This is a genomic window from Roseateles oligotrophus (genome assembly GCF_025717515.1).
GTDB lineage: Bacteria > Pseudomonadota > Gammaproteobacteria > Burkholderiales > Burkholderiaceae_C > Paucibacter_A > Paucibacter_A oligotrophus.
Window position 1 is genome coordinate 308,666 of sequence record NZ_JAJIRN010000007.1, and the last position, 21,988, is coordinate 330,653.

General features: G+C 62.7%; 18 protein-coding genes. 12 read left to right on the plus strand and 6 right to left on the minus strand.

Features of this window, described 5'->3' with window-relative positions; translation table 11 throughout:
• The first annotated feature begins 3 nt into the window (after nucleotides 1-3).
• From LNV07_RS16940 to LNV07_RS16960, 5 genes are all read left to right on the plus strand, one after another.
• Entirely contained in the window at nucleotides 4-819 is an 816-nt protein-coding gene (locus LNV07_RS16940; RefSeq protein WP_263572342.1) for an ABC transporter ATP-binding protein, read from the plus strand.
• Nucleotides 816-3,266, plus strand: coding sequence for a nitrite reductase large subunit NirB (gene nirB / locus LNV07_RS16945; RefSeq protein ID WP_263572343.1), 2,451 nt, complete (start codon nucleotides 816-818; stop codon nucleotides 3,264-3,266). The genes LNV07_RS16940 and nirB overlap by 4 nt, the downstream gene beginning before the upstream one ends.
• 20 nt (nucleotides 3,267-3,286) lie before the next feature.
• On the plus strand, nucleotides 3,287-3,664 hold the full coding sequence (nirD, locus tag LNV07_RS16950) for a nitrite reductase small subunit NirD (RefSeq protein ID WP_263572344.1): 378 nt from the start codon (nucleotides 3,287-3,289) through the stop codon (nucleotides 3,662-3,664).
• Between the two features lie 7 nt (nucleotides 3,665-3,671).
• Nucleotides 3,672-6,446 (plus strand): nitrate reductase, encoded by a 2,775-nt coding sequence (locus tag LNV07_RS16955; protein WP_263572345.1) that lies wholly within the window; start codon nucleotides 3,672-3,674, stop codon nucleotides 6,444-6,446.
• A gap of 168 nt (nucleotides 6,447-6,614) precedes the next feature.
• A complete protein-coding gene (locus tag LNV07_RS16960) occupies nucleotides 6,615-7,391 on the plus strand; it encodes a type III pantothenate kinase (protein ID WP_263572346.1) in 777 nt (258 codons plus the stop codon).
• Here the strand turns inward: LNV07_RS16960 and LNV07_RS16965 are convergent.
• From LNV07_RS16965 to LNV07_RS16990, 6 genes are all read right to left on the minus strand, one after another.
• Nucleotides 7,388-8,173: a potassium channel family protein gene (locus LNV07_RS16965; RefSeq protein ID WP_263572347.1), complete on the minus strand. Its 786-nt coding sequence runs from the start codon at nucleotides 8,171-8,173 to the stop codon at nucleotides 7,388-7,390. The two genes, LNV07_RS16960 and LNV07_RS16965, sit on opposite strands and share 4 nt — an antisense overlap.
• Before the next feature lie 68 nt (nucleotides 8,174-8,241).
• Nucleotides 8,242-9,564 carry an ATP-dependent protease ATPase subunit HslU gene (gene hslU, locus LNV07_RS16970; RefSeq protein ID WP_263572348.1) on the minus strand — a complete coding sequence of 441 codons (1,323 nt, stop codon included), beginning with the start codon at nucleotides 9,562-9,564 and terminating at the stop codon, nucleotides 8,242-8,244.
• On the minus strand, nucleotides 9,561-10,124 hold the full coding sequence (hslV, locus tag LNV07_RS16975; protein ID WP_263572349.1) for an ATP-dependent protease subunit HslV: 564 nt from the start codon (nucleotides 10,122-10,124) through the stop codon (nucleotides 9,561-9,563). Before hslV ends, hslU begins: the two co-directional genes overlap by 4 nt.
• Before the next feature lie 46 nt (nucleotides 10,125-10,170).
• The gene (locus tag LNV07_RS16980; RefSeq protein ID WP_263572350.1) at nucleotides 10,171-11,952 is read right to left on the minus strand and encodes a hypothetical protein; all 1,782 of its coding nucleotides are present in this window, start codon (nucleotides 11,950-11,952) and stop codon (nucleotides 10,171-10,173) included.
• 70 nt (nucleotides 11,953-12,022) lie between these two features.
• The gene (gene dksA, locus LNV07_RS16985; RefSeq protein WP_409993995.1) at nucleotides 12,023-12,742 is read right to left on the minus strand and encodes an RNA polymerase-binding protein DksA; all 720 of its coding nucleotides are present in this window, start codon (nucleotides 12,740-12,742) and stop codon (nucleotides 12,023-12,025) included.
• A 159-nt stretch (nucleotides 12,743-12,901) separates the two neighbouring features.
• A complete protein-coding gene (locus LNV07_RS16990; RefSeq protein ID WP_263572352.1) occupies nucleotides 12,902-13,939 on the minus strand; it encodes a CobW family GTP-binding protein in 1,038 nt (345 codons plus the stop codon).
• A 138-nt stretch (nucleotides 13,940-14,077) separates the two neighbouring features.
• Here LNV07_RS16990 and LNV07_RS16995 point away from each other — a divergent pair, with 138 nt between their 5' ends.
• From LNV07_RS16995 to LNV07_RS17025, 7 genes are all read left to right on the plus strand, one after another.
• Nucleotides 14,078-14,965 (plus strand): HlyC/CorC family transporter, encoded by an 888-nt coding sequence (locus LNV07_RS16995; protein WP_397545576.1) that lies wholly within the window; start codon nucleotides 14,078-14,080, stop codon nucleotides 14,963-14,965.
• Nucleotides 14,965-16,434, plus strand: coding sequence for an apolipoprotein N-acyltransferase (lnt, locus tag LNV07_RS17000; RefSeq protein WP_263572354.1), 1,470 nt, complete (start codon nucleotides 14,965-14,967; stop codon nucleotides 16,432-16,434). Before LNV07_RS16995 ends, lnt begins: the two co-directional genes overlap by 1 nt.
• A gap of 64 nt (nucleotides 16,435-16,498) precedes the next feature.
• A complete protein-coding gene (glyQ, locus tag LNV07_RS17005; RefSeq protein WP_263572355.1) occupies nucleotides 16,499-17,422 on the plus strand; it encodes a glycine--tRNA ligase subunit alpha in 924 nt (307 codons plus the stop codon).
• 3 nt (nucleotides 17,423-17,425) lie between these two features.
• On the plus strand, nucleotides 17,426-19,531 hold the full coding sequence (gene glyS, locus LNV07_RS17010) for a glycine--tRNA ligase subunit beta (RefSeq protein WP_263572356.1): 2,106 nt from the start codon (nucleotides 17,426-17,428) through the stop codon (nucleotides 19,529-19,531).
• Nucleotides 19,532-19,547: 16 nt separating this feature from the next.
• Nucleotides 19,548-20,195, plus strand: a complete 648-nt coding sequence (gmhB, locus tag LNV07_RS17015; RefSeq protein ID WP_263572357.1) for a D-glycero-beta-D-manno-heptose 1,7-bisphosphate 7-phosphatase — start codon at nucleotides 19,548-19,550, stop codon at nucleotides 20,193-20,195.
• An 82-nt stretch (nucleotides 20,196-20,277) separates the two neighbouring features.
• Nucleotides 20,278-21,063: a lysophospholipid acyltransferase family protein gene (locus LNV07_RS17020; protein ID WP_263572358.1), complete on the plus strand. Its 786-nt coding sequence runs from the start codon at nucleotides 20,278-20,280 to the stop codon at nucleotides 21,061-21,063.
• Between the two features lie 16 nt (nucleotides 21,064-21,079).
• Nucleotides 21,080-21,892 (plus strand): M48 family metallopeptidase, encoded by an 813-nt coding sequence (locus LNV07_RS17025; RefSeq protein ID WP_263572359.1) that lies wholly within the window; start codon nucleotides 21,080-21,082, stop codon nucleotides 21,890-21,892.
• The last annotated feature ends 96 nt before the right edge of the window (nucleotides 21,893-21,988 follow it).

Here is a 21,988-nt window from a genome sequence, read left to right on the forward strand (position 1 = left end):
GCGATGACGACGATAAAAGCTTTCATTGAAGTGCAAGCGGCCGAGATGGTCTTCAACACCCGCAAGGGCTCTTTCCACGCGCTTAGCAAGATTGACTTGCAGGTACAGCGCGGCGAGTTCATCACCTTGATTGGCCATTCGGGCTGCGGCAAGTCGACGCTGCTGAACCTGATCGCCGGGCTATTGCGGCCCACGAGCGGCGTGCTGCTGTGTGACAACCGCGAGATCTCCGAGCCCGGGCCGGAGCGCGCGGTGGTGTTCCAGAACCATTCGCTCTTGCCTTGGCTGTCTTGCTTCGAGAACGTCTACCTGGGTGTCGAGTCGGTGTTCGGCAAGCGCGAATTCAAGCCCAAACTGATTGAGCGCACCGAGGCCGCGCTGGAGCTGGTCGGCATGAGCCACGCGACGCATAAGCGCCCGCATGAGATTTCCGGCGGCATGAAGCAGCGCATCGGCATCGCCCGCGCGCTGGCCATGCAACCCAAGGTCCTCTTGATGGACGAGCCCTTCGGCGCGCTCGACGCGCTGACCCGCGCCCATCTGCAGGACGAGTTGCTGAAGATCGTCGCCGCGACGCAGAGCACGGTGGTGATGGTCACGCATGACGTGGACGAGGCGGTGCTCTTGAGCGACCGCATCGTGATGATGAGCAACGGCCCGGCGGCGACCATTGGCGAGATCCTCAGCGTCGATCTGCCGCGGCCACGCAAGCGCGTTGAGCTGGCCGAGAGCGCCACCTATATCGCGGCGCGCAAGGCGGTGATCGACTTTCTCTATACCCGTCACGCCAAGGATTCCCGCAGCGAGGTGCTGGCATGAATGCGTCAAGCAAGTTCCTTGGCCCCAAGCAGAAACTGGTGTTGATCGGCAACGGCATGGCCGGCGTACGCACGCTGGAAGAGCTGCTCAAGATGGCGCCGGATCTCTACGACATCACCGTCTTCGGTGCCGAGCCGCACCCCAACTACAACCGCATCCTGCTGAGCCCGGTGCTGGCCGGTGAGCAGACGATAGCGGAGATCATCCTCAATCCGCTTGACTGGTATGCGGACAACAACATCACCCTGCATCTGGGCAAGACGGTCACGCAGATCGACCGGGTGCGCCGCAAGGTCATCGCGTCGGACGGGACCGAGGCCGATTACGACCGCCTGCTGATCGCCACCGGCTCCACGCCCTTCATCCTGCCCATCCCCGGCAAGGATCTGGACGGCGTGATCGCTTATCGCGACATCGCCGACACCAATGCGATGATCGATGCCGCGACCAAGTACCAGCACGCGGTCGTGATCGGCGGCGGCCTGCTGGGCCTGGAGGCCGCTAACGGTCTGATGCTGCGGGGCATGCAGGTGACGGTGGTTCACATCGGCGACTGGCTGATGGAGCGCCAGCTCGATGATGTGGCCGGTGACCTCTTGCGCAAATCGCTGCAGGCGCGCGGCCTGAAGTTCAAGCTCGGCGCGCAGACGCAGGCCTTGATCGGCGGCAAAGACGGCAGGGTGATGGCAGTGCAGTTCAAAGACGGCAGCGAGATCCCGGCCGACTTGGTCGTGATGGCCGCCGGAATCCGTCCCAATACGGCGTTAGCGGAAAGCGCCGGCATCCACTGCAGCCGTGGCATCGTCGTCAGCGACACGCTGCAGACCACCACCGACCCGCGCATCTACTCGGTCGGTGAATGCGCCGCGCATCGCGGCATCGCCTATGGCCTGGTGGCGCCGCTGTTCGAGCAGGGCAAGGTTTGCGCCACGCATCTGGCGCAGTTTGGCATTGGTCGCTACACCGGCAGTTCGGTGTCCACGAAGTTGAAAGTGACCGGCATCGATCTGTTTTCGGCCGGCGACTTCAACGGCGGCGAGGGCTTCGAAGAAATCGTCATGAGTGACCCCTTTGCCGGGGTCTACAAAAAGCTCGTGATCAAGAACGACCAGCTGGTCGGTGCATGTCTGTATGGCGACACCGTCGATGGGTCCTGGTATTTCAAGTTATTGCGCGAGGGCCGCAAGGTGGCCGACATCCGCGACAAGCTGATGTTCGGCGAGTCCAATATCGGCGATGTGGGCCATCAAGGTCACAACAAAGCGGCCGCGATGCAGGATGCCGACGAGGTCTGCGGCTGCAATGGCGTCAGCAAGGGCAGCATCTGCAAGGCGATCAAGGAGAAGGGCCTGTTCACGCTGGAGGAGGTGCGCAAGCACACCAAGGCGAGTGCCTCTTGCGGCAGTTGCACCGGTCTGGTCGAACAGTTGCTGATGTTCACCGCCGGCGGGGACTATTCGGCCACACCGAAGAAAAAGGCGGTTTGCGCTTGCACCGATCTCAGCCATCAAGATGTGCGTGACGCCATCAATAAGCAGCATCTGATCAGCCTGGACAGCGTCTACACAGCCTTGGCCTGGAAGACCCCGAATGGTTGCCCGAGCTGCCGCCCGGCCTTGAACTATTACCTGATCTCCAGCTGGCCGAAGGAGGCGCAAGACGATCCGCAAAGCCGCGCCATCAATGAGCGAGCGCATGCCAATATCCAGAAGGACGGCACCTATTCGGTGATCCCGCGCATGTGGGGCGGCGAGACCAACAGCTCGGAGCTGCGCCGCATTGCCGACGCGGTGGACAAGTACAAGATCCCCACCGTCAAGGTCACCGGCGGCCAGCGCATCGACCTGCTGGGCGTGAAGAAGGAAGACCTGGTCGGCGTCTGGAAGGACATCGGCATGCCCTCGGGCCACGCCTATGCCAAGGCGCTGCGCACGGTCAAGACCTGTGTCGGTAGTGAGTGGTGCCGCATGGGCACGCAGGACAGCACGCAGATGGGCAAGGACCTGGAGCGCGCTTTTGTCGGCATGTATGCGCCGCACAAGGTCAAGTTCGCGGTCTCGGGCTGCCCGCGCAACTGCGCCGAGGCGGGCATCAAGGATGTCGGCATCATCGGCGTGGACAGCGGCTGGGAAATGTACGTGGCGGGCAATGGCGGCATCAAGACCGAGGTCGCGGTGTTTCTCGTCAAGCTCAAGACGGCCGAGGAGGTGCTCGAGTACACCGGCGCCTTCATGCAGCTCTACCGCACCGAGGGCTGGTATCTGGAGCGCACCGTTCATTACGTTTCGCGGGTCGGCCTGGACTATGTGAAGCAGCGGATTCTGGAGGATGTTGAGGGCCGGCGCGCGCTGTGGGCGCAGCTGCAATTCGCGCTCGCCGGTGAGCCCGATCCTTGGTTCGAATTCGACAAGGCCAAGGTCGATTTGCGTCAGTTTGAAGCGCTGTAGAAAGAGGGGGAAGAAACGCCATGAGTGAATGGAAAAATATCTGTGCGGTCAACGACATCCCGGTGCTGGGCTCGCGCCGTGTGCAGCGCGCCCAAGGACCGCAAGTCGCTTTGTTTCGCAGCAGTGATGACGCCGTGTTTGCGCTCCTGGACCGCTGCCCGCACAAGGGCGGCCCGCTCAGCCAAGGCATCGTGTTCGGCAACAAGGTCGCCTGCCCGCTGCACAACTGGACGATTGCACTCGACAGCGGCCAGGCGCAGGCGCCCGATGAGGGTTGCACGGCCAAGTTCAGCGTTAGGGTGGAGGCGGGTCAAGTCTTGCTGAACCAGTTTGAGCTGGAGACGGTCGGCATCGAGTTTGAGCCGATCAAGGCCGGACCCTGCACCCGCAGCTGCTGAGCCCGGTATGGATACGCGTTCGACCTGCCCTTACTGCGGCGTTGGTTGTGGGGTGATCATCGAGAGCCAGGCCGGTGCGATCACCGGCGTGCGCGGTGATCCGGAGCACCCGGCCAATTTCGGCCGCTTGTGCAGCAAGGGCTCGACCCTGCACCTGACCGCCGCGCCGGTGGTGCTGCAAACCCGCCGCTTGCTGCAACCGGCATTGCGGGCCGAACGGACTGCACCCATGGAGGCGAGCAGCTGGGATGCTGTCAACAAGCAAGTGGCCGAAAAACTGGCCGCGACCATCCAAGCGCATGGACCCGACTCGGTCGGTTTCTACATCTCCGGCCAGTTGCTGACCGAGGACTATCACGCCTTCAACAAGCTGGCCCGCGCCTTGGTCGGCACGAACAATATCGACAGCAATTCGCGCCTGTGCATGAGTTCGGCCGTGGTCGGCTACAAGCAAAGCTTGGGCGCCGACGCGCCGCCGGCCTGCTATGAAGACCTGGACCTGGCCGACTGCGTGTTTATCACCGGTGCGAATCCGGCCTGGGCGCATCCCATCCTGTTTCGGCGCCTGGAGGCGGTCAAGGCCGCGAAGCCTGCCATGAAGATCATCGTCGTCGATCCGCGCCGCACCGAGAGCGCCGAGTTCGCCGACCTGCATCTGCAAATCCTGCCCGGCACCGATGTGGCGCTGTGCCTGGGGTTGCTGCATGCCTGCATCTGGGACGGCTTGCTCAATCAGTCCTTTATCGACGCCCACACGGCCGGCTTTGGCGAGCTGAAGGCCTTGGCGCGCGACATGACGCCGGCGCAGGCCGCGCGCATTTGCGGCATTAGCGTGACGGATCTGTTGCAGGCCGCGCGCTGGTTTGCAGCTTCGCCCGCCACGCTGTCGCTGTACTGCCAAGGGCTGAACCAAAGCAGCAGCGGCACGGCCAAGAACACTGCGCTGATCAATCTGCACCTGGCCACCGGGCAGATCGGCCGGCCCGGTGCCGGTCCGCTTTCGCTAACGGGTCAGCCCAACGCTATGGGTGGGCGCGAGGTGGGCGGCATGGCGACGCTCTTGCCCGGCCATCGCGATCCCAATGACGCGCTTCACCGCACCGAAATCGCGTCCTTGTGGGGCGTTGACGACTTGCCGGTGAAGCCGGGCAAGACGGCGGTCGAGCTGTTCGAGGCCGCCGCGCGTGGAGAGATCAAGGTCTTGTGGATAGCTTGTACCAACCCGGCGCAGTCGCTGCCCGACCAGGCCTTGGTGCGGCGGGCGCTGGAACGCTGCGAGCTGGTGATCTTGCAAGAATGCTTTGCCGGCACCGCCACGGCCGCCTATGCCGATGTAATCTTGCCGGCCGCCACCTGGGGCGAGAAGGAAGGCAGCGTCACCAACAGCGAGCGCCGCATCAGCCGCGTGCGAGCCGCGATGGCTCCGCCGGGTGAGGCGCGGCCAGATTGGCAGATCGTGCGCGATGTGGCGCGTTTATTGGAGCCTGTTCTGCGGCCCGGCCGCCCCAGCCTGTTCGGTTTTGAAACCAGCGAGGCGCTGTGGCTGGAGCATCGCGAGGCCACCCGTGGCCGCGACCTCGACATCTGCGGCCTCAGCTATGCCTTGCTTGACAGCGCCGGCCCGCAGCAATGGCCGTACCCGGAAGGCGCGGCCCAAGGCCTTGCTCGGCTGTACGAAGATGGGCGCTTCGCCACGCCCGATGGCCGCGCGCGCTTTATTGCCAAGCCTTACCAGGCCTGTGCCGAGGCCGTCGACGCGCGCTTTCCTTTTGGCTTGACGACCAGCCGCCTGCGCGATCAATGGCACGGCATGAGCCGCAGCGGCCTGGCCAGCCGCTTGTTCGGCCATGAGGCCGCGCCGGTCTTGCGCATGAACCCGCAAGACCTGCCGCGCCGGGGGCTCAAGGATGGCGACCTGGTGCGAATTCGCTCGCGTCGCGGTGAAATGGCCGTGGCCCTGCGGGGAGACGCCGGCATTAGCCCGGCGCAAGCCGATCTGGCCATGCACTGGGGCCAGGAGTTCATCTCCGGGCGAGGTGCAGAGGGTCAGGCCTTGCTGGGCGTGAACGGGCTGACTCAGCCGATTTTTTGCCCCGACTCAAAGCAGCCTGAATTGAAATTCACTGCGGTGGATATCAAACGCCTGGATTTGCCTTGGCGCCTGAGCGCGGCAGCTTGGGTAGCGCCGGCCGATGCGGCTGCGATAGGGCTGGCCTTGCGCGGCTTGATGCCTGAGTTCGACTATGCGCATTGCGTGCCGGTGCCGGCTCAGGCCGGCAAAGAGGGTTGGTCTTTCGAGGCCGCGCTTGCCTCGCCGCCGGCGCCTGAATTGGTCGCGCGGATTGCTGCGCTGCTGAAGCTGCAGGGCGTCAATCTGCTGCGTTATGCCGACGCCCAGCGCGGCCGCACGCGGCTGCTTTTGCTTGACGGCGTGGGCCCCGAGGCCCGCCTGCAAGCGCTGCTGCGCGTGGGCGAGGCCGGTGAGGGTGCTTGGATTCAACAACTTTGGCGTGACGCCGCCTTGGTGGCCCCGCATGGCCGCAGGCTGCTGGCGCCCGAGGCCGCTGCGCCGCAAGACCTGGCCCCGCCCAGCCCGCAGGTCTGCAACTGTTTCGATGTATCCGAGCAGCACATACTCACTCAATTGAAAGTCTGCGCCGGCGGGCCGGGCGAGCGACTGCGGTCCTTGCAGTCCAAGCTGCGCTGCGGCACTCAATGCGGCTCCTGCTTGCCGGCGCTGCGCCGCTTGGTCGAGCTCGCTTCCCGTGACCCCGAGGCATAGACGCCAGGGCCTGCAAAAGCCTTCAAGCCGTCGATTTGCAGGCCTTGTTTGCGGCGCCCGAACATGAACGGTGGCAGCGCCAAGGACCCAAACTTCTGGCCTGTGCCGCAGAGGCAGCCCGAGAGCTGTTAGGCTGGCGGCCTTTGTCAGCTTATCTTCACCCGCCTCATGAGCTTCTTGGCCATCGACATCGGCAATACCCGCCTCAAATGGGCGCTTTACGCATCACCACAGCCGGGTGCGGTGCTGCTGGCACATGGTGCGGTGTTCCTCGAAACCATCGAAACCTTGGCCGACAGCGATTGGCGCGGCCTGCCTGCGCCGCACAGCGTGCTGGGCTGCAATGTGGCGGGTGACGCCGTGCGCAGGCGGGTCGAGGAACAGCTCGAGCTGTGGGATCAGGAACCACGCTGGGTGGTGTCCAGCGGCCATGCCGGCGGTGTCAGCAATGGCTATGACCATCCCGGCCGGCTTGGCGTTGACAGGTTTGTGGCCTTGATCGGGGCACGTTCGCATGTGCTGCAGCGGGCCAAGGGGGCCGAACCGAGTGCGGCGCTGGTGGTGATGATAGGCACGGCGGTCACCGTTGATGCGCTGGACGCGAGCGGTCAATTCATCGGCGGCATCATCATGCCCGGCCACGGCATCATGTTGCGGGCCTTGGAGGGCGGTACGGCCGGTCTGCGCGTGCCCACCGGCGAGGTGCGCGACTTCCCCACCAATACCTCGGACGCCTTGACCAGCGGCGGCACCTTCGCGATTACCGGCGCGATCGAGCGCATGCACAGGCATCTGACGCAGAAGGTCGGTAACGCACCGCTAACGCTGATGACCGGCGGCGCCGCCTGGAAGGTTGCGCCGACGCTGGAGATCGAACATGAGCTGGTCGACTCGCTGATCTTCGACGGCATGCTGGCGCTGCAATCGCACCGACTTGCGCTTTAGCCTCTTAGCCGTTTCAGCTCATCCTTCAGCGCCGCCAGCTCCTCATGTACGCTGCGCAATTGCGCGTGCATATCTCTGAGGATGTCCTGCTCCATGCGGCGCTCCGAGCTTTCGACCCAGAAGGACGCGATCGCCGCTGTCACCAGCGATAGCACCGCATAACCGAGCAAGACGACGAAGACCGAGAAGATCTTGGCTGCCGGCGTGGTTGGCACGATGTCACCATAACCGACCGTAGCGGCGGTCGTAAAGGCCAGCCAGAGCCCATCGCCCAAGCTGTGCACACGCGGCTCGAGCGCCCAAAAGCCAACGCCGCAAAAAAACAAGACCAGCATCGCCAGCGCGAGCAAATAGCCCAGGCCGCCGCGCGTGACCCAGAATTTGATCGCCCAGGCCATGTGCACCAGGGTCAGCATGGCGACGAACAAGCGCAGCCCCAGCGCCAGTTGGGAATGGACACTCGGCGGCAACAGCGCGGCCGCCACCAAGCCGGCGGCCAGCACCAGATCCATTGCGTTGCTGCGCAGGTATTGCTGTTTGTGGCTGACTTGGCTTGCGACCAAGCTCAGCGACAGCAGGATCATCCCGGCCGCGCCCAAATAGATGCCCACGGCCAGCGGCGTTGGCAGGTTCTCCAGCAACTCGATATAGAAGGCTGGGATCGTGCACAGCAGGCCGATCAAGACCGGCCAGCGCCAGCGTTTTTCGGTGCGCAGCGCGGCGGCATTCATGGCGGGCGGGCGGGCCAGCCCCCAGGTGCGGGTACTAAGTCGGTGTGGCATGGGGGCGAAGCTTAGTCCCGACATGCCGGGCATGGCTTGATGTCAATCAAGACGGCGTAGCGGGGCGCTTAGAGGATGAATCTCGACAAGTCTTCGTTCTTCGCCAACTCGCCGAGCTTGGCGTCGACCTCGGCTGCGCTCAGTCTGACCGTTTGCCTGGCCAGATTGGGTGCATCGAAGCTGATCTCGTCGAGCAGACGCTCCATCACCGTGGCCAAGCGGCGCGCGCCGATATTCTCGGTGCGCTCGTTGACTTCGAAGGCGATCTCGGCCAGGCGGCGGATGCCGTCAGCGCTCAATTCCAGCGTTACGTCTTCGGTTGCCAGCAGCGCCTGGTATTGCTTGACCAGGCTGGCGTGCGTGCTGCACAGAATCGCCTCGAAGTCGTCGACCGACAACGAGCTCAACTCGACCCGGATCGGGAAGCGGCCCTGCAGCTCGGGGATCAAATCGCTTGGCTTGGCCAAATGGAAGGCGCCCGAGGCGATGAAGAGCATATGGTCGGTCTTGACCATGCCGTATTTGGTGTTGACGGTGGTGCCTTCGACCAGCGGCAGCAGATCGCGCTGCACGCCCTGACGCGAAACCTCAGCGGAGCCCGAGTCGGAGCGCGAGCAGACCTTGTCGATCTCGTCGATGAAGACAATGCCCATCTCCTGCGCGCTGTGCAAGGCGGCGGCCTTGATCTCGTCTTCGTTCAGCAGCTTGGCCGCTTCTTCTTCGACCAGATGCTTGATCGCGTCGGCGATTTTGAGCTTGCGGGTTTTCTTTTTGCCCGCGCCCAGCTGCGAGAACATGCCTTTCAGTTGCTCGGCCATTTCCTCCATGCCGGGCTGACCCATGGGGCCGAGAATTTCCATCGTCGGCTTGGCCTCGAGCAGATCGATCTCGATCTCCTTCTCGGCCATGCTGCCCTCGCGCAAGCGCTTGCGCATGATCTGGCGCGCGGTGTTGTCCGCCTCGTTGGTGGTGGAACTGCCGGGCACCAGGATGTCCAGCACGCGGTCCTCGGCGGCGTCTTCGGCGCGCACACGCTGGCGCTTCATCTGCACTTCGCGTTCCTGCTTGACCGCCATATCGATCAGATCGCGGATGATGGAGTCGACGTCCTTGCCGACATAGCCGACCTCGGTGAACTTGGTCGCCTCGACCTTGATAAAGGGGGCGCCGGCGAGCTTGGCCAGGCGGCGTGCGATTTCGGTCTTGCCAACGCCGGTGGGGCCAATCATCAGGATGTTCTTGGGCGTGATCTCGCCGCGCAGCTTTTCATCAACCTGCTGACGGCGCCAGCGATTGCGCATCGCGATGGCCACCGCGCGCTTGGCGGCGTTCTGGCCGACGATGTGCTGATCGAGTTCGGAGACGATCTCTTGCGGGGTCATGCTGCTCATTCCAGCGTCTCAATCGTATGGTTCTGGTTGGTGTAAATGCATAGGTCGCCAGCGATTTCGAGCGACTGCTTGACGATATCGGACGCCGTCAATTCGCTGTGCTTGAGCAGCGCGCGGGCGGCGGCCTGCGCATAGGCGCCGCCGGAGCCGATCGCCGCGATGCCCAACTCGGGCTCCAGCACATCGCCATTGCCGGTGATGATCAAGGAGGCAGTCCGGTCGGCGACGACCAGCATCGCTTCGAGCCGGCGCAGCACGCGATCGGTGCGCCAGTCCTTGGTCAGCTCGACGGCGGCTCGGGTCAGGTGGCCTTGATGCTTTTCAAGCTTGGCCTCGAAGCGCTCGAACAGCGTGAAGGCGTCGGCGGTGGCGCCGGCAAAACCGGCCAGCACCTGGTCACGGTGCAGCTTGCGCACCTTGCGGGCGCTCGCCTTGACGACAATGGTGCCCAGGGTGACCTGGCCATCGCCGCCGATGGCGACCTGCATGCCGCCGCTGGCCGTCGCACGCCGCACGCTGATGATGGTGGTGCCGTGAAAGAGGGGAGATTGTTGATCCATAGCGAATCCAGATGAGGCCAATGAGCGTGGCTTCAAGCCCAGTCGGCTATAGCTGGCGCACCTTGATCTTGGCGTGTTCGTTGATGCCCATGGCGACAAAGAACAAAGCCACCAAGCGATGCGCGTCGGTGAAGCTGACGCTGCGATTCTCGGCGCGGCGGCTCAAGACCCAGTTGAGCAGATCACCTGCGGCCATGAAGTCGAGGCGGATCAGTTTGGGGCAATGGACATTGATCATGGTGGCGGCGCCCATTTCAGCCGTCATACGCCTCAGGGTCTCCGAGATGTCGCCGCTCAGCTGCCCGCTGAGCTCAAGTTGAACGCTGGCCGGCAAATGCGCATGTTCGTTCATCTGCGATTCCAGAAAACTGGTCGATTGCTCGGTCTGCACGGTGTTGCTTGCCGGCCCATGGGTCGAAAGACTGGCTCCGCTGACCCGGACCCGGCAATTGCTGCGCTCCCAGCTGGGTGGCGAGACCTCGTAAGTAACGCAGTAGTCGATCGCGGTTTCATCGAATTGATCGGGGCGATTGACCAGGCGCAGCGCTTCCAGGCGCAGCATCCACAATGCTGGGTCGGCGTCACGTACGCCCACCGGCGCCATCTCGCTGAGCAAGTTCAAAAAAGCGTCGCCGGCAAGCCAGCGCATATCGACTGGCAGCTTTGCCCAGTCGCGAAACAACTCCCGCAAAAGTCCACAGGCCTCGATATCGAGTTGGCGCAACGGTGCCCAGTCCAGCACCCAGGGCATGGGCATGTTCTGGCAACGCGTCTTCAATTGATGGACCGACTCGGCGACCAGATACTCGGGCGCGGACCAACTGACGTTGCTCGAGACTCCCATGGGTGCGCGCACGCTGCGCGCAGCCTCGGCGGCCATCTTGGGCATTGAGTACCACTGCGGTGCCGATAGGCCGAACAACTGCGCGTAGTCCAGCGCTAGGGCTTCAAATTTGGCTTGTTGGCCGGTGGCGCGGAAATGGTCAAACAGCACCAGCCAGGTTTCGCCCTGCAAATTGCGCTGCCCGCCCGGTCGTATCAGGCTGTTAAGTGCGTTCTCGCAACTTTCATAATCGGCGTTGGCGAACGCGATCACGGCCTCATCAAGCTCGGGGTCATGTACCACTTCGCGCAAGGCCGGCATGGCCTGCTGCGCGGCCCTGAAACTCAAAGGCGGAGCGACTTCTTCGGTAGGCTTGGGCTCGAATGTCATTTCGAGCGGCGGCAGGTCGGCAATGGCCGGCAGCACGCTGGCTTTGGCATCCGATAGAGGCGACATGCCGGCCCCCATCACGAAGGCGGCCGGTGTTGGCGCCGATTCCAAACGATCAACCTCGGCGGCCGAGGCGAACTCACTCACTCTGGGCGCGTCTGCGTCAGCCGTCGAAGTCGGCGCGAAATGCGCCGGCGTCGTGCTGGTCTCGAAAAGACGTTGGGTTTGTGGGCCTTGGGCCTGGGTGGTGGCGTAGCCCTCGCCGGCCATTTGCTGCTCGATCTCGTCGATTTTGGCCTTCACGCCGAGGTCGATCTTGGAATTCAGTTCGCTGATACGTTCGACCTCGTCCAGGCGCGAGTTCGAGGACCCCAGTATCGCCAGTTGCTCCGGCGTCAGGCCCTCGCGGCGAATGCGGCGCAGCATATCGAGCTCGCGCTTGCGCACGAAATCATTGCGGCGCTTGCGATCCACCATGGCGCGCAACTCGGCCTTGGCCTGATCGCCTTCCGGGTCGTCCTGGCGGGAATTGATTTCCGCCCAGTCGCTGGTGGGATTGGCCACAAAGCGCGCAACCTTGCGGAAGAAGCTCTCGCCGTCTTTCGGTTCTGCCATGCGCGCTGGACCTTGGTTTGAATCGGACTGGGCGAATGAATGACCGTTCGTTTGAACGTCCCGGCGCTGTTCAGTCGCCAAACATCTTCTGCTTCATCTCGCGGCGCTGCTGCGCTTCGAGCGACAGCGACGCGGTCGGACGGGCAATCAAACGGCCCAGGCCGATGGGCTCACCGGTCTCGTCGCAATAGCCATATTCGCCATTGTCCAAACGAGCCAGCGACTGAATGATCTTCTTCAGCAACTTGCGCTCGCGGTCGCGCGTGCGCAATTCCAAGGCATGTTCTTCCTCGATGGTGGCGCGGTCGGCCGGGTCGGGCACGATGGAGGTGTCTTCGCGCAAATGCTCGGTGGTCTCACCGGCATTCGACAACACACCGTTCTTCAACTCGGTCAACTTGGCGCGGAAGAACTCGATCTGTTTGGCTCCCATGTACTCGGTCTCTGGCATGGCCAGCACTTCGGCATCGGTCAATTCGGAGCCGGTCTTGGTCTTCCAAGCGTTGACCAACTTGGGGTCGGACTTGGCGGCGGTGCGGGGGCTTTCAATCACGGGCGTATTCATCTGTCTGGTGGGCGGCTTCGGGGGAGCGAATCGGTCAGCGAAGCGGCTGTTTCCGGTCGGGGGAGGGCTGGCCTCGATGGTGGCAAGGGCGGGCTGATCTGCGGCCTCGGTCTTGGCTTTGGACGAGGTCTTGCCCGCTTTGGTGACGGGACGGGACTCTGCTCCAGCCTGGTTAGGCTCGAGCTCGGTCGCAACGGCGGATTTTGGGGCCTGGGTCTTGCTCACGGTTCTCTCCTCGCACAAACATCTCTAAGCAACAACTCGTTCGAGTTTGTCATTCAGATATCAATCGGGACCAGCTTTGTTCGCATTTTGGGCGCCGCGCATTGTAGTCACGATACTGCGACGCCCTTCAAGACAATTTGCGAAGTTTGGCCCAAAGTTTCAGGCCAAACAGCCTTCCATACCCTGAAGCAAAATTTCCTTGGGCAGATCAATGCCGATGAAAACCATTTTGCTCGCCTTTTTCTCTCCTGGCATCCATTTCGGACCCAGGTCGGAGCCCATTAACTGGTGGACTCCCTGGAAAATTACACGTTTATCGGTGCCTTTCATATAAAGCACACCTTTATAGCGCAGCATCTTCGGGCCGTAGACCTGCACGATGGCGCCCAAAAAATCTTCCAGCTTGGCCGGGTTGAAGGGCTTGTCCGACTTGAAGACAAAGGACTTCACATCATCGTCGTGGACATGGTGGTGCGGGTGATCGCAATGCTCCCCATGCTCATGGTCGTGGTCATGGGGCGCTTCGATGGTCAAGAAGTCCGGGTCGATCTCCAGCTTGGCATTCAGATTGAAGCCGCGCAGATCGAACACCTTGGACAGCGCCACCTCGCCGAAATGAGCCTGCTGCTGCGGCGCACGCGGGTTCATATGCTTGATCCGGTGCGACAGCGCCGCGACGGCCTCGGGTTGGGCCAAGTCGGCCTTGCTGATGAAGATTTGGTCAGCGAAACCGATCTGACGGCGCGCCTCCTGGCGGGTATTGAGTTGCTCTTCGGCATGAACCGCGTCGACCAGGGTCAAGATTGAGTCCAGCAGATAGCTCTCGGCGATCTCGTCGTCCATGAAGAAGGTCTGCGCCACCGGGCCGGGGTCGGCCAGACCGGTAGTCTCAATCACGACGCGGTCAAATTTCAAATCACCCTTGCGACGCTTGGCGGCCAGGTCCGACAGCGTGGTGCGCAAATCCTCGCGAATCGTGCAGCACACGCAGCCGTTATTCATTTGAATGATTTGCTCTTCGGTATCGGCGACGAGGATCTCGGTGTCGATATCTTCTTCACCGAATTCATTCTCGATCACGGCAATCTTCTGCCCATGGGCCTCGGTCAAGATGCGCTTGAGCAAGGTGGTTTTGCCGGAGCCTAAGAAGCCCGTCAAGATGGTGACGGGGATGAGACCTTTTTGTGGGTTTGACATGATGAGCAGGCTTGGGAGCGAGTAAGGCGCTAAAAGAAATCTAGCCCGCAACATGGGGGCGGGTGACTGTCCTGCAAGAGGGCGGTCATGTCAATCGGTTATTCTGTGCCCCTGTGCAACTACGACACGCCCGTCCCAGTGTCTGACCCCAATCCTATTAAGCCCTCTCACCGAGGGGGCCAAAAACAAACCGCGCATCCGCGTGGCCATGCGCGCAATCTGTTCGAGCGCATGTTCGAGTTTCTTCATCCCGGGCCGGATTCCAAGTCCGAGTTGATGGAGACCTTGGCCGACGCCGAACAGCGGGAGCTGATCGAGCCGGAGTCGCTGCAAATGCTCGAAGGCGTGTTGCGCATGGCCGAGCTGAGTGCCGGTGACGCGATGGTCGCCGCGCCGCGCATGGACCTGCTGGACATCGACGCACCCTACGAAGAACTGCTGGCCAGCGTGATCGACGCCGGCCATTCGCGCTTCCCGGTGTTTGATGGTCAGCGCGACAACATCATCGGCATCTTGCTGGCCAAGGATTTATTGAAAATCCAGCGCGCCCCCGAATTGAACCTGCGTGCGCTGTTGCGTCCGGCCAGCTTTGTGCCCGAGAGCAAGGGCTTGAATGAGCTGCTGCGTGATTTCCGCTCGAACCGCAACCACCTGGCCATCGTCGTCGATGAATTCGGCAACAACGCCGGCTTGATCACGATCGAGGATGTGCTGGAAGAAATCGTCGGCGAAATCGAAGATGAATTCGATGACAAGGACGGTGAATCCAGCATCTACACCCTGGCCGATGGCAGCCAGCGCGTGGCCGGCGACACCACGATCGCCGCGGTCAATCAGTCGTTCGAGACGGATTTTTCCGAAGAAGACTTTGACACTATCGGCGGCCTGATCGCCCAGCATCATGGCCATGTGCCAAGGCGCGGCGAGGTGGTCGAGGTCGGCGGCCTGCGCTTTTCGGTGATGCTGACGCGTGGCGGCTCGGTGCGCTGGTTCAAGGTAACCCGCGCCGCCAAGCCCTCTGCTTGATGCGTCTTCGATTTGCCGCTCCGCTGGTCTTGCTGGCCGGCGTGATCCACACCGCGGCATTTGCCCCGCTTGAGGCTTGGTATCTGCAGATTTTTGCGCTGGCATTGTTGGCGAGGCTGACTTGGTCCGCCACGCCGCGCCAAGCAGCCTTGCTGGGCGGCCTGTTTGGCCTGGCGTGGATGAGTTCTGGCTTTTGGTGGATCCACGTCAGCCTGCACCAGTTCGGCCATCTGCCTTGGCCGCTTGCGGCCATCGCCGTGCTCTTGCTGGCGGCCTTTTTGAGCTGCTACTACGCCGGCGCGATGGCCTTGGCGGCGCGCTTGACGGCGCCCGATGCCAAGCCGTTTTGGCGCATGGCGGTTTGGTCGGCTTGCTGGCTGCTGGCCGAGCTGGGCCGGGCGACGCTGCTGACCGGCTTCCCCTGGATCGCGGCCGGCTATGCCCATACGGTGGGGCCGCTGGCCGCTTGGGCCCCTTGGATCGGTGTTTACGGCATCAGCGCGCTGGCAGCGGCCATCGCCTTGGCGCTGGCGGGCTTGAGCCTGGGTAGCTGGCGCCCAGCCGCGGCGATGCTGGCGCTGCTGGGTTTGGGCAGCTTGCTGCCGCAAGACTTCAGCCGCAGCACGGGGGTCTTGCGGGTCAGCTTGCTGCAACCCAATGTGGCGCAGGATCAAAAATTCGACCGCGATTTGATGGATGCCAATCTGGAACGCCTGGCGCTGCAGATCGAGGCCGCGCGTGGCCAGGTCGTCGTCACGCCGGAGTCGGTGGTGCCGCTGCCGTTGGACTATCTGGACGCGGTCTTCCTCCAGCGCATGGAGCGGGTGGCACAGCAGCGGCCAATTCTGCTGGGCAGTTTTCTGGGCGACGAGCGGCGCGGCTATGTCAATTCGCTGGTCGGCTTTGGTGGCCCCCAGGCTTACGACTACGGCAAGCGCCATTTGCTGCCTTTTGGCGAGTTCATACCGCCCGGTTTCCATTGGTTTGTCAGCGCCTTGCGTATCCCCCTGGATGACCAGGCACGCGGCCAGCATCAGCGCAGCTTTGATGTGGCGGGCCAGCGTTTGCGTCCCCTTATTTGCTATGAAGATCTGTTCGGCGAGGACTTTGTCGGCAGCGTGGTGGGTGAGCAGGCCGCCACCCTGTTGGTCAACGTCAGCAACCTGGCCTGGTTCGGGACCTTGATGGTGCAAGACCAGCATTTGCAGTTCTCGCAGATGCGCGCTTTGGAGTTTCAGCGCCCGGTGATTCGGGCCACCAATACCGGCGCGACGGCCGTGGTCAACCACCGTGGTCTTGTCACGGCAAGGCTGGCTCCGGCCGTCGCCGGCCTGCTGGAGGCGGAGGTCGAGGGGCGCAGCGGCAGCACGCCCTATGCGCGCTGGCTGCAGGCGTTTGGGCAATGGCCGTTGTGGCTTGCGGTGACGCTCGTGCTGGGTTTGGCGTGGTGGCGTCGCCGCGCCTCGTAGAATCGGGCGCAATATCCGCTCATCTTGGGCGGTTTTCCTCAATCACTGGCAAACATCTATTCACATGCTGAGCTTCCAGCAAATCATTTTGACCCTGCAGGACTATTGGTCCAAGCAGGGCTGCGCTCTTTTGCAACCCTTCGACATGGAGGTCGGCGCCGGCACCAGCCACACCGCGACCTTTCTGCGCGCGATCGGCCCCGAGCCCTGGAAGGCCGCCTATGTGCAGCCCAGCCGCAGGCCCAAGGACGGCCGCTACGGCGAAAACCCGAACCGCCTCCAGCATTACTACCAGTACCAGGTCGTGCTCAAGCCGGCCCCGGCCAATATCCTGGAGCTTTATCTCGGCTCGCTGGAGGCACTCGGCTTCGATCTGAAAAAGAACGATGTGCGCTTCGTTGAGGACGATTGGGAAAACCCGACCCTGGGTTGCTGGGGCCTGGGCTGGGAGGTTTGGCTCAACGGCATGGAGGTGACGCAGTTCACCTACTTCCAGCAGGTTGGCGGCATCGACTGCAAACCGATCACCGGCGAGATCACCTATGGGCTGGAGCGACTGGCGATGTATTTGCAGGGCGTCGAATCGGTCTATGACCTGGAATACACCCCCGGATTGAAATACGGCGATGTGTTCCATCAGAACGAGGTCGAGCAATCGACCTATAACTTCGAGCACAGTGACGTCGAGTTCCTTCTGACCGCATTTGCGGCGCATGAGAAGCAATCCAAGCATCTGATGGAGCAGCAACTGGCGCTGCCCGCCTATGAGCAGTTGCTCAAGGCCGGCCACAGCTTCAACCTGCTGGACGCACGCGGCGCGATCAGCGTGACCGAGCGCGCCGCCTATATCGGCCGCATCCGCAATCTGGCCCGTGCGGTGGCGCAAGGTTATCTGGACAGCCGTGCGCGGCTGGGCTTCCCGATGGCGCCCAAGGCCTGGAGTGATGAAGTCCTGGCCCAGATCGAAAAGAAAGCAAAGGCTGCCTGAACCATGAGCGCCAATAAGAATTTATTGATTGAATTGTTCGTCGAAGAGTTGCCGCCCAAGGCACTCAAGAAGCTCGGCGAGTCTTTTGCCGGCGCGCTGCTGGAGAGTCTCAAGGCGCAAGGCCTGGTAGGGGCTGCGGCGGTGTCCACCGCGATCGCCACGCCCCGCCGTCTCGGCCTGCATCTGACCGATGTTTTGCACAAGGCGGCCGACCGGACTGTGCAGCAAAAGCTGATGCCGGTGGCGGTAGCGCTGACGGCGGACGGCCAAGCGACGCCCGCCTTGCTGAAGAAGCTGGCCAGCGTCGGCGCCGATGCGTCCTTGTTGCCGGAATTGAAGCGGGCGCCCGATGGCAAGTCCGAAGCGCTGTTCCTGGATTTGCTGGTGCCTGGGGCTGCCTTGGCCGAGGGTTTGCAAAAAGCGCTCGATGAGGCGCTGGCCAAGTTGCCTATCCCGAAGGTGATGACTTATCAACTCAGCGATGGCTGGACCGATGTGAAGTTTGTGCGCCCGGCGCATGGCATCGTCGCCTTGCATGGCGCGGATCAGGTGGCGGTCAAGGCCTTGGGCCTGAGTTCGGGCCGCAGCACGCGCGGCCACCGCTTCGAGTCGCTGGCCGAGATTTTGACGATAGAGAGCGCCGATAGCTACGCCGACCAGATGCGCGAGCAGGGCGCGGTGATCGCCGGTTTTGCCGAGCGCCGTGCCGAAATCGAGCGCCAACTGAATGCCGCAGCCGCCAAGGAAGGGCTGAAGCCGATTGCCGACGAGGCCTTGCTGGACGAGGTCACCGGCCTGGTCGAGCGCCCGAATGTGCTGAGCTGCCAGTTCGAGCAAGAGTTCCTGGCGGTGCCGCAGGAATGTCTGATTCTGACGATGAAGGCCAACCAGAAATACTTCCCGCTGCTCGATGCCGCCGAAAAGCTAACCAACAAGTTCCTGGTCGTCAGCGCGATCAGCCCGGCCGACGCCGGCGCGGTGATTCAAGGCAATGAGCGGGTCGTGCGCCCGCGCTTGGCCGACGCCAAGTTCTTCTTCGACCAAGACCGCAAGAAGACGCTGGAATCCCGGGTGTCAGGTCTTGCCAAGGTCGTCTATCACGGCAAGCTGGGCAGCCAGGGCGACCGGGTCGAGCGCGTGCGCGCGATTGCGCGCGCCATTGCCGAACAGTTGGGTGGTGGCGCCTTGACCGCGCAGGTCGATCAGGCCGCCCATCTGGCCAAGTCCGATTTGCTGACCGATATGGTCGGCGAGTTCCCCGAGTTGCAAGGCATCATGGGCGGCTATTACGCCCGTCACGACGGCCTCAGCGAGGCGGTTGCCTGCGCGATCGAAGACCATTACAAGCCACGCTTTGCCGGCGACGAATTGCCGCGCAATGAGGTCGGTCTGGTGGTGGCGCTGGCCGACAAGCTGGAGACCCTGGTCGGCATGTTCGGCATCGGTCAATTGCCGACCGGCGACAAGGACCCGTTCGCGCTGCGCCGCCATGCCCTGGGTCTGGTGCGCATGTTGAGCGAGCGCGCCGGCACGCTGAGTCTGGACGCTTTGATCGCCGCTGCGGTGCCGGCCTTTGGCGCCCTGATCAAGGACCCTAGCGGGCCTTTGATCGACTTCATCTTTGATCGCCTGTCCGGTTCCTTGCGCGAGCAGGGCTATAGCGCGCAAGAGGTCGACGCGGTGATGGCGCTGCGGCCGCAGCGCCTGGCCGACGTGGCAGCGCGCTTGGGTGCGGTGCGTGCCTTTGCCGCCCTGGCCGAAGCCGAATCGCTGGCCGCTGCCAACAAGCGCATCGGCAATATTTTGAAGAAGAGCGAGCAGGCGGTGGAGGCGCGTGTCGACGCGGCGCTGCTGCACGAGCCGGCCGAGAAGGAATTGGCCGGCGCCTTGGCGCAGGTTCAGTCCTTGAGCGATGCCTTCTTTCATAACGGCGAATATGCAGCCTCCTTGCGCGAGTTGGCGACGCTGCGGGCGCCGGTCGACGCCTTCTTCGATGGCGTGATGGTGAACGCCGAAGATCCGGCCCTGCGCGCCAACCGCCTGGGCCTGCTGAAGACCTTGCACGAGGCGATGAACCGGGTCGCCGATTTGTCACGCCTGGCCAGTTGAAGCACAAGGACGATTGATGCGCGCCGATCACAGCCATACGATGAAGCTCGTCATCTTGGGACGAGATGGGACGCTCAATCAGTACCGCGACGACCATGTCAAAGTGGTCGAAGAGTTGACCCCTCTGCCCGGCGCGTTGGAAGCGGTGGCGCGCCTCAATCAGGCCGGCTGGCACACGGTGCTGGCAACCAATCAGCCCGGCATCGGCCGCGGTCTGCTGGATATGGCCTCCTTGACCGCGATTCACATCCGTTTGAATCAAATGTTGGCGGAAAAAGGCGGCCGTTTGGATGCCGCCTTCTTCTGCCCGCACACGCCCGATGAGGGCTGCGATTGCCGCAAGCCCTTGCCGGGCATGTTGACGCAAATCGGTGAGCGCTTCGGCGTTGATCTCGCCAATGTGCATATGGTCGGCGCCTCGCTGCGTGATTTGCAAACGGCGCAAGCGGCCGGCTGCATCCCGCATCTGGTACGCAGCGATAGGTTAGGTGAGCTCGATGATGAGCAGTTGGCGGCACTGTTGGCGCTGGTGCCCGGCGCCAAGCTGCATGCCAGTCTGAGCGCCTTTGCCGAAGGTTTGATTCAAGCCGAACGCCGCAACAAGGCCGAGGCCCGCGGCGAGACCCTTTTGCCCCCGAATACCGGTCCCGGAGACCTGACTTGATGCCCCCACACTCACAAATGTTCGCTGCCCCCCGAGGGGGAGTAGGTCTCCCTTGGGGCGGCCCGGCGGGAGACCTGACTTGATGCCCACTTTGTTTGCTGCCCTACGTTCCCTGCTGTTTGTGCTCTTTTTGATCATCACCGTGATCCCTTGGGCGCTGGCGGTGTTGCTGATTTCAATTTTCGCCAAAGGTGATCGGGTCTATTGGGCCTGCGCAGCCTGGTTGCGTGTGGCGACCTATGGGGCGCGCTATATCTGTGGCGTGCGTTGGCGTCTGCATGGCCTGGAGAATCTGCCGACCGAGGCCGATCGCAAATCTGCGGTGATTCTGTTGTCCAAACATCAAAGCACCTGGGAGACCTTTGCCTACCCGGCGCTGATGTCGCATCCGCTCGCCTATGTGTTCAAACGCGAGTTGCTGTATGTGCCGTTTTTCGGCTGGGCGATGGCCCGCATGGACATGATCCATATCGACCGCAGCAAACGTACGCAGGCCTGGAACAAGGTTGCCGCGCAGGGCAAACGCCTGGCGGCGATGGGTAATTGGGTCATCATGTTCCCCGAAGGCACGCGCATCGCGCGCGGTCAAAAGGGCGACTACAAATCGGGCGGCAGCCGCTTGGCGATCGAAACCGGCGTGCCCATCGTGCCGATTGCGGCCACCTCGGCCCGCTGCTGGCCGCGCAAGAGTTTCATGCTGCGACCCGGCGTGGTCGACATCTCCTTCGGCAAACCGATTGCTTCGGTGGGGCGCGAGCCGGTCGAGTTGATGCGTGAGGTCGAAGGCTGGATCGAGGCGGAAATGCGCCGGCTTGACCCCGAGGCCTATGTCGGCTCGGCCCAAACTGTTAGCGCTGCCCGCGCCTGAGCTGTTTTCCTGAAACATGCTGAAGCGCCTCGCCCAGCTCTTGCAAGATCCTCAGCTATCGCTGTTCGGCGCTGAGCCGGCCGCGCCGGCCCCGGCCCCGAACCCTGCCGGAGCTGGGCCGCAGCGCGAGTTGCACCTGGGCGAGCACCGGGTCGCTTACGAGTTACGGCGAGCGCGCCGACGCAGCATCGGCTTTGTCGTCGGCAGCGAAGGCTTGAGGGTCAGCGCGCCACGCTGGTTGCCGCAGGCCGACATTGAGCGCGCCTTGTTGCAAAAATCGGATTGGATTCTGCGCAAGTTGGTCGAGCAAGGCGAGCGGGCCCGCCGGGTCGAAGCGGCCCGGATCGAATGGCGTGACGGCGGCAGCTTGAACTTTCTGGGACGGCTGATCTGGCTGCGTCTTGATCCATTGGCGACGGGCGTTCGATTGGATCAGTCCGGAACCATGCTGAGTCTGGGCTTGCCCCTGACAGTTTCAGAGGATCAAGTCAGGGATGCCGCACAGGCTTGGCTCAAGCGTCGGGCCAGGGCGGTGTTCGAGCCCCGTTGCCAATACTTTGCCGCCGCGCTGGGGGTGGAGATGACGCAACTGCGCCTGAGTTCGGCTCAGACCCGTTGGGGCAGTGCCAGCGCGGACGGCACGATCCGCCTGAATTGGCGTCTGATCCATTTCGAGCCCGACATCATTGACTATGTAGTCGCGCATGAGTTGGCGCATCTGCGCGAAATGAACCACAGCGCGCGCTTCTGGGCGGTGGTGGCTTCGGTATTGCCCGACTATGAACAGGCGCGCAAGCGGCTGCGAGAAGAATCAATCGTCGCCGAGTAAATGCCCGGTTAACAAGGTGCAGAGGCCTTGCATCCCACTTAAGGGGGGCTTGTTGGTTCAATAGCGAACAAGCAAACTTCGTCCATAAGCTGTCAT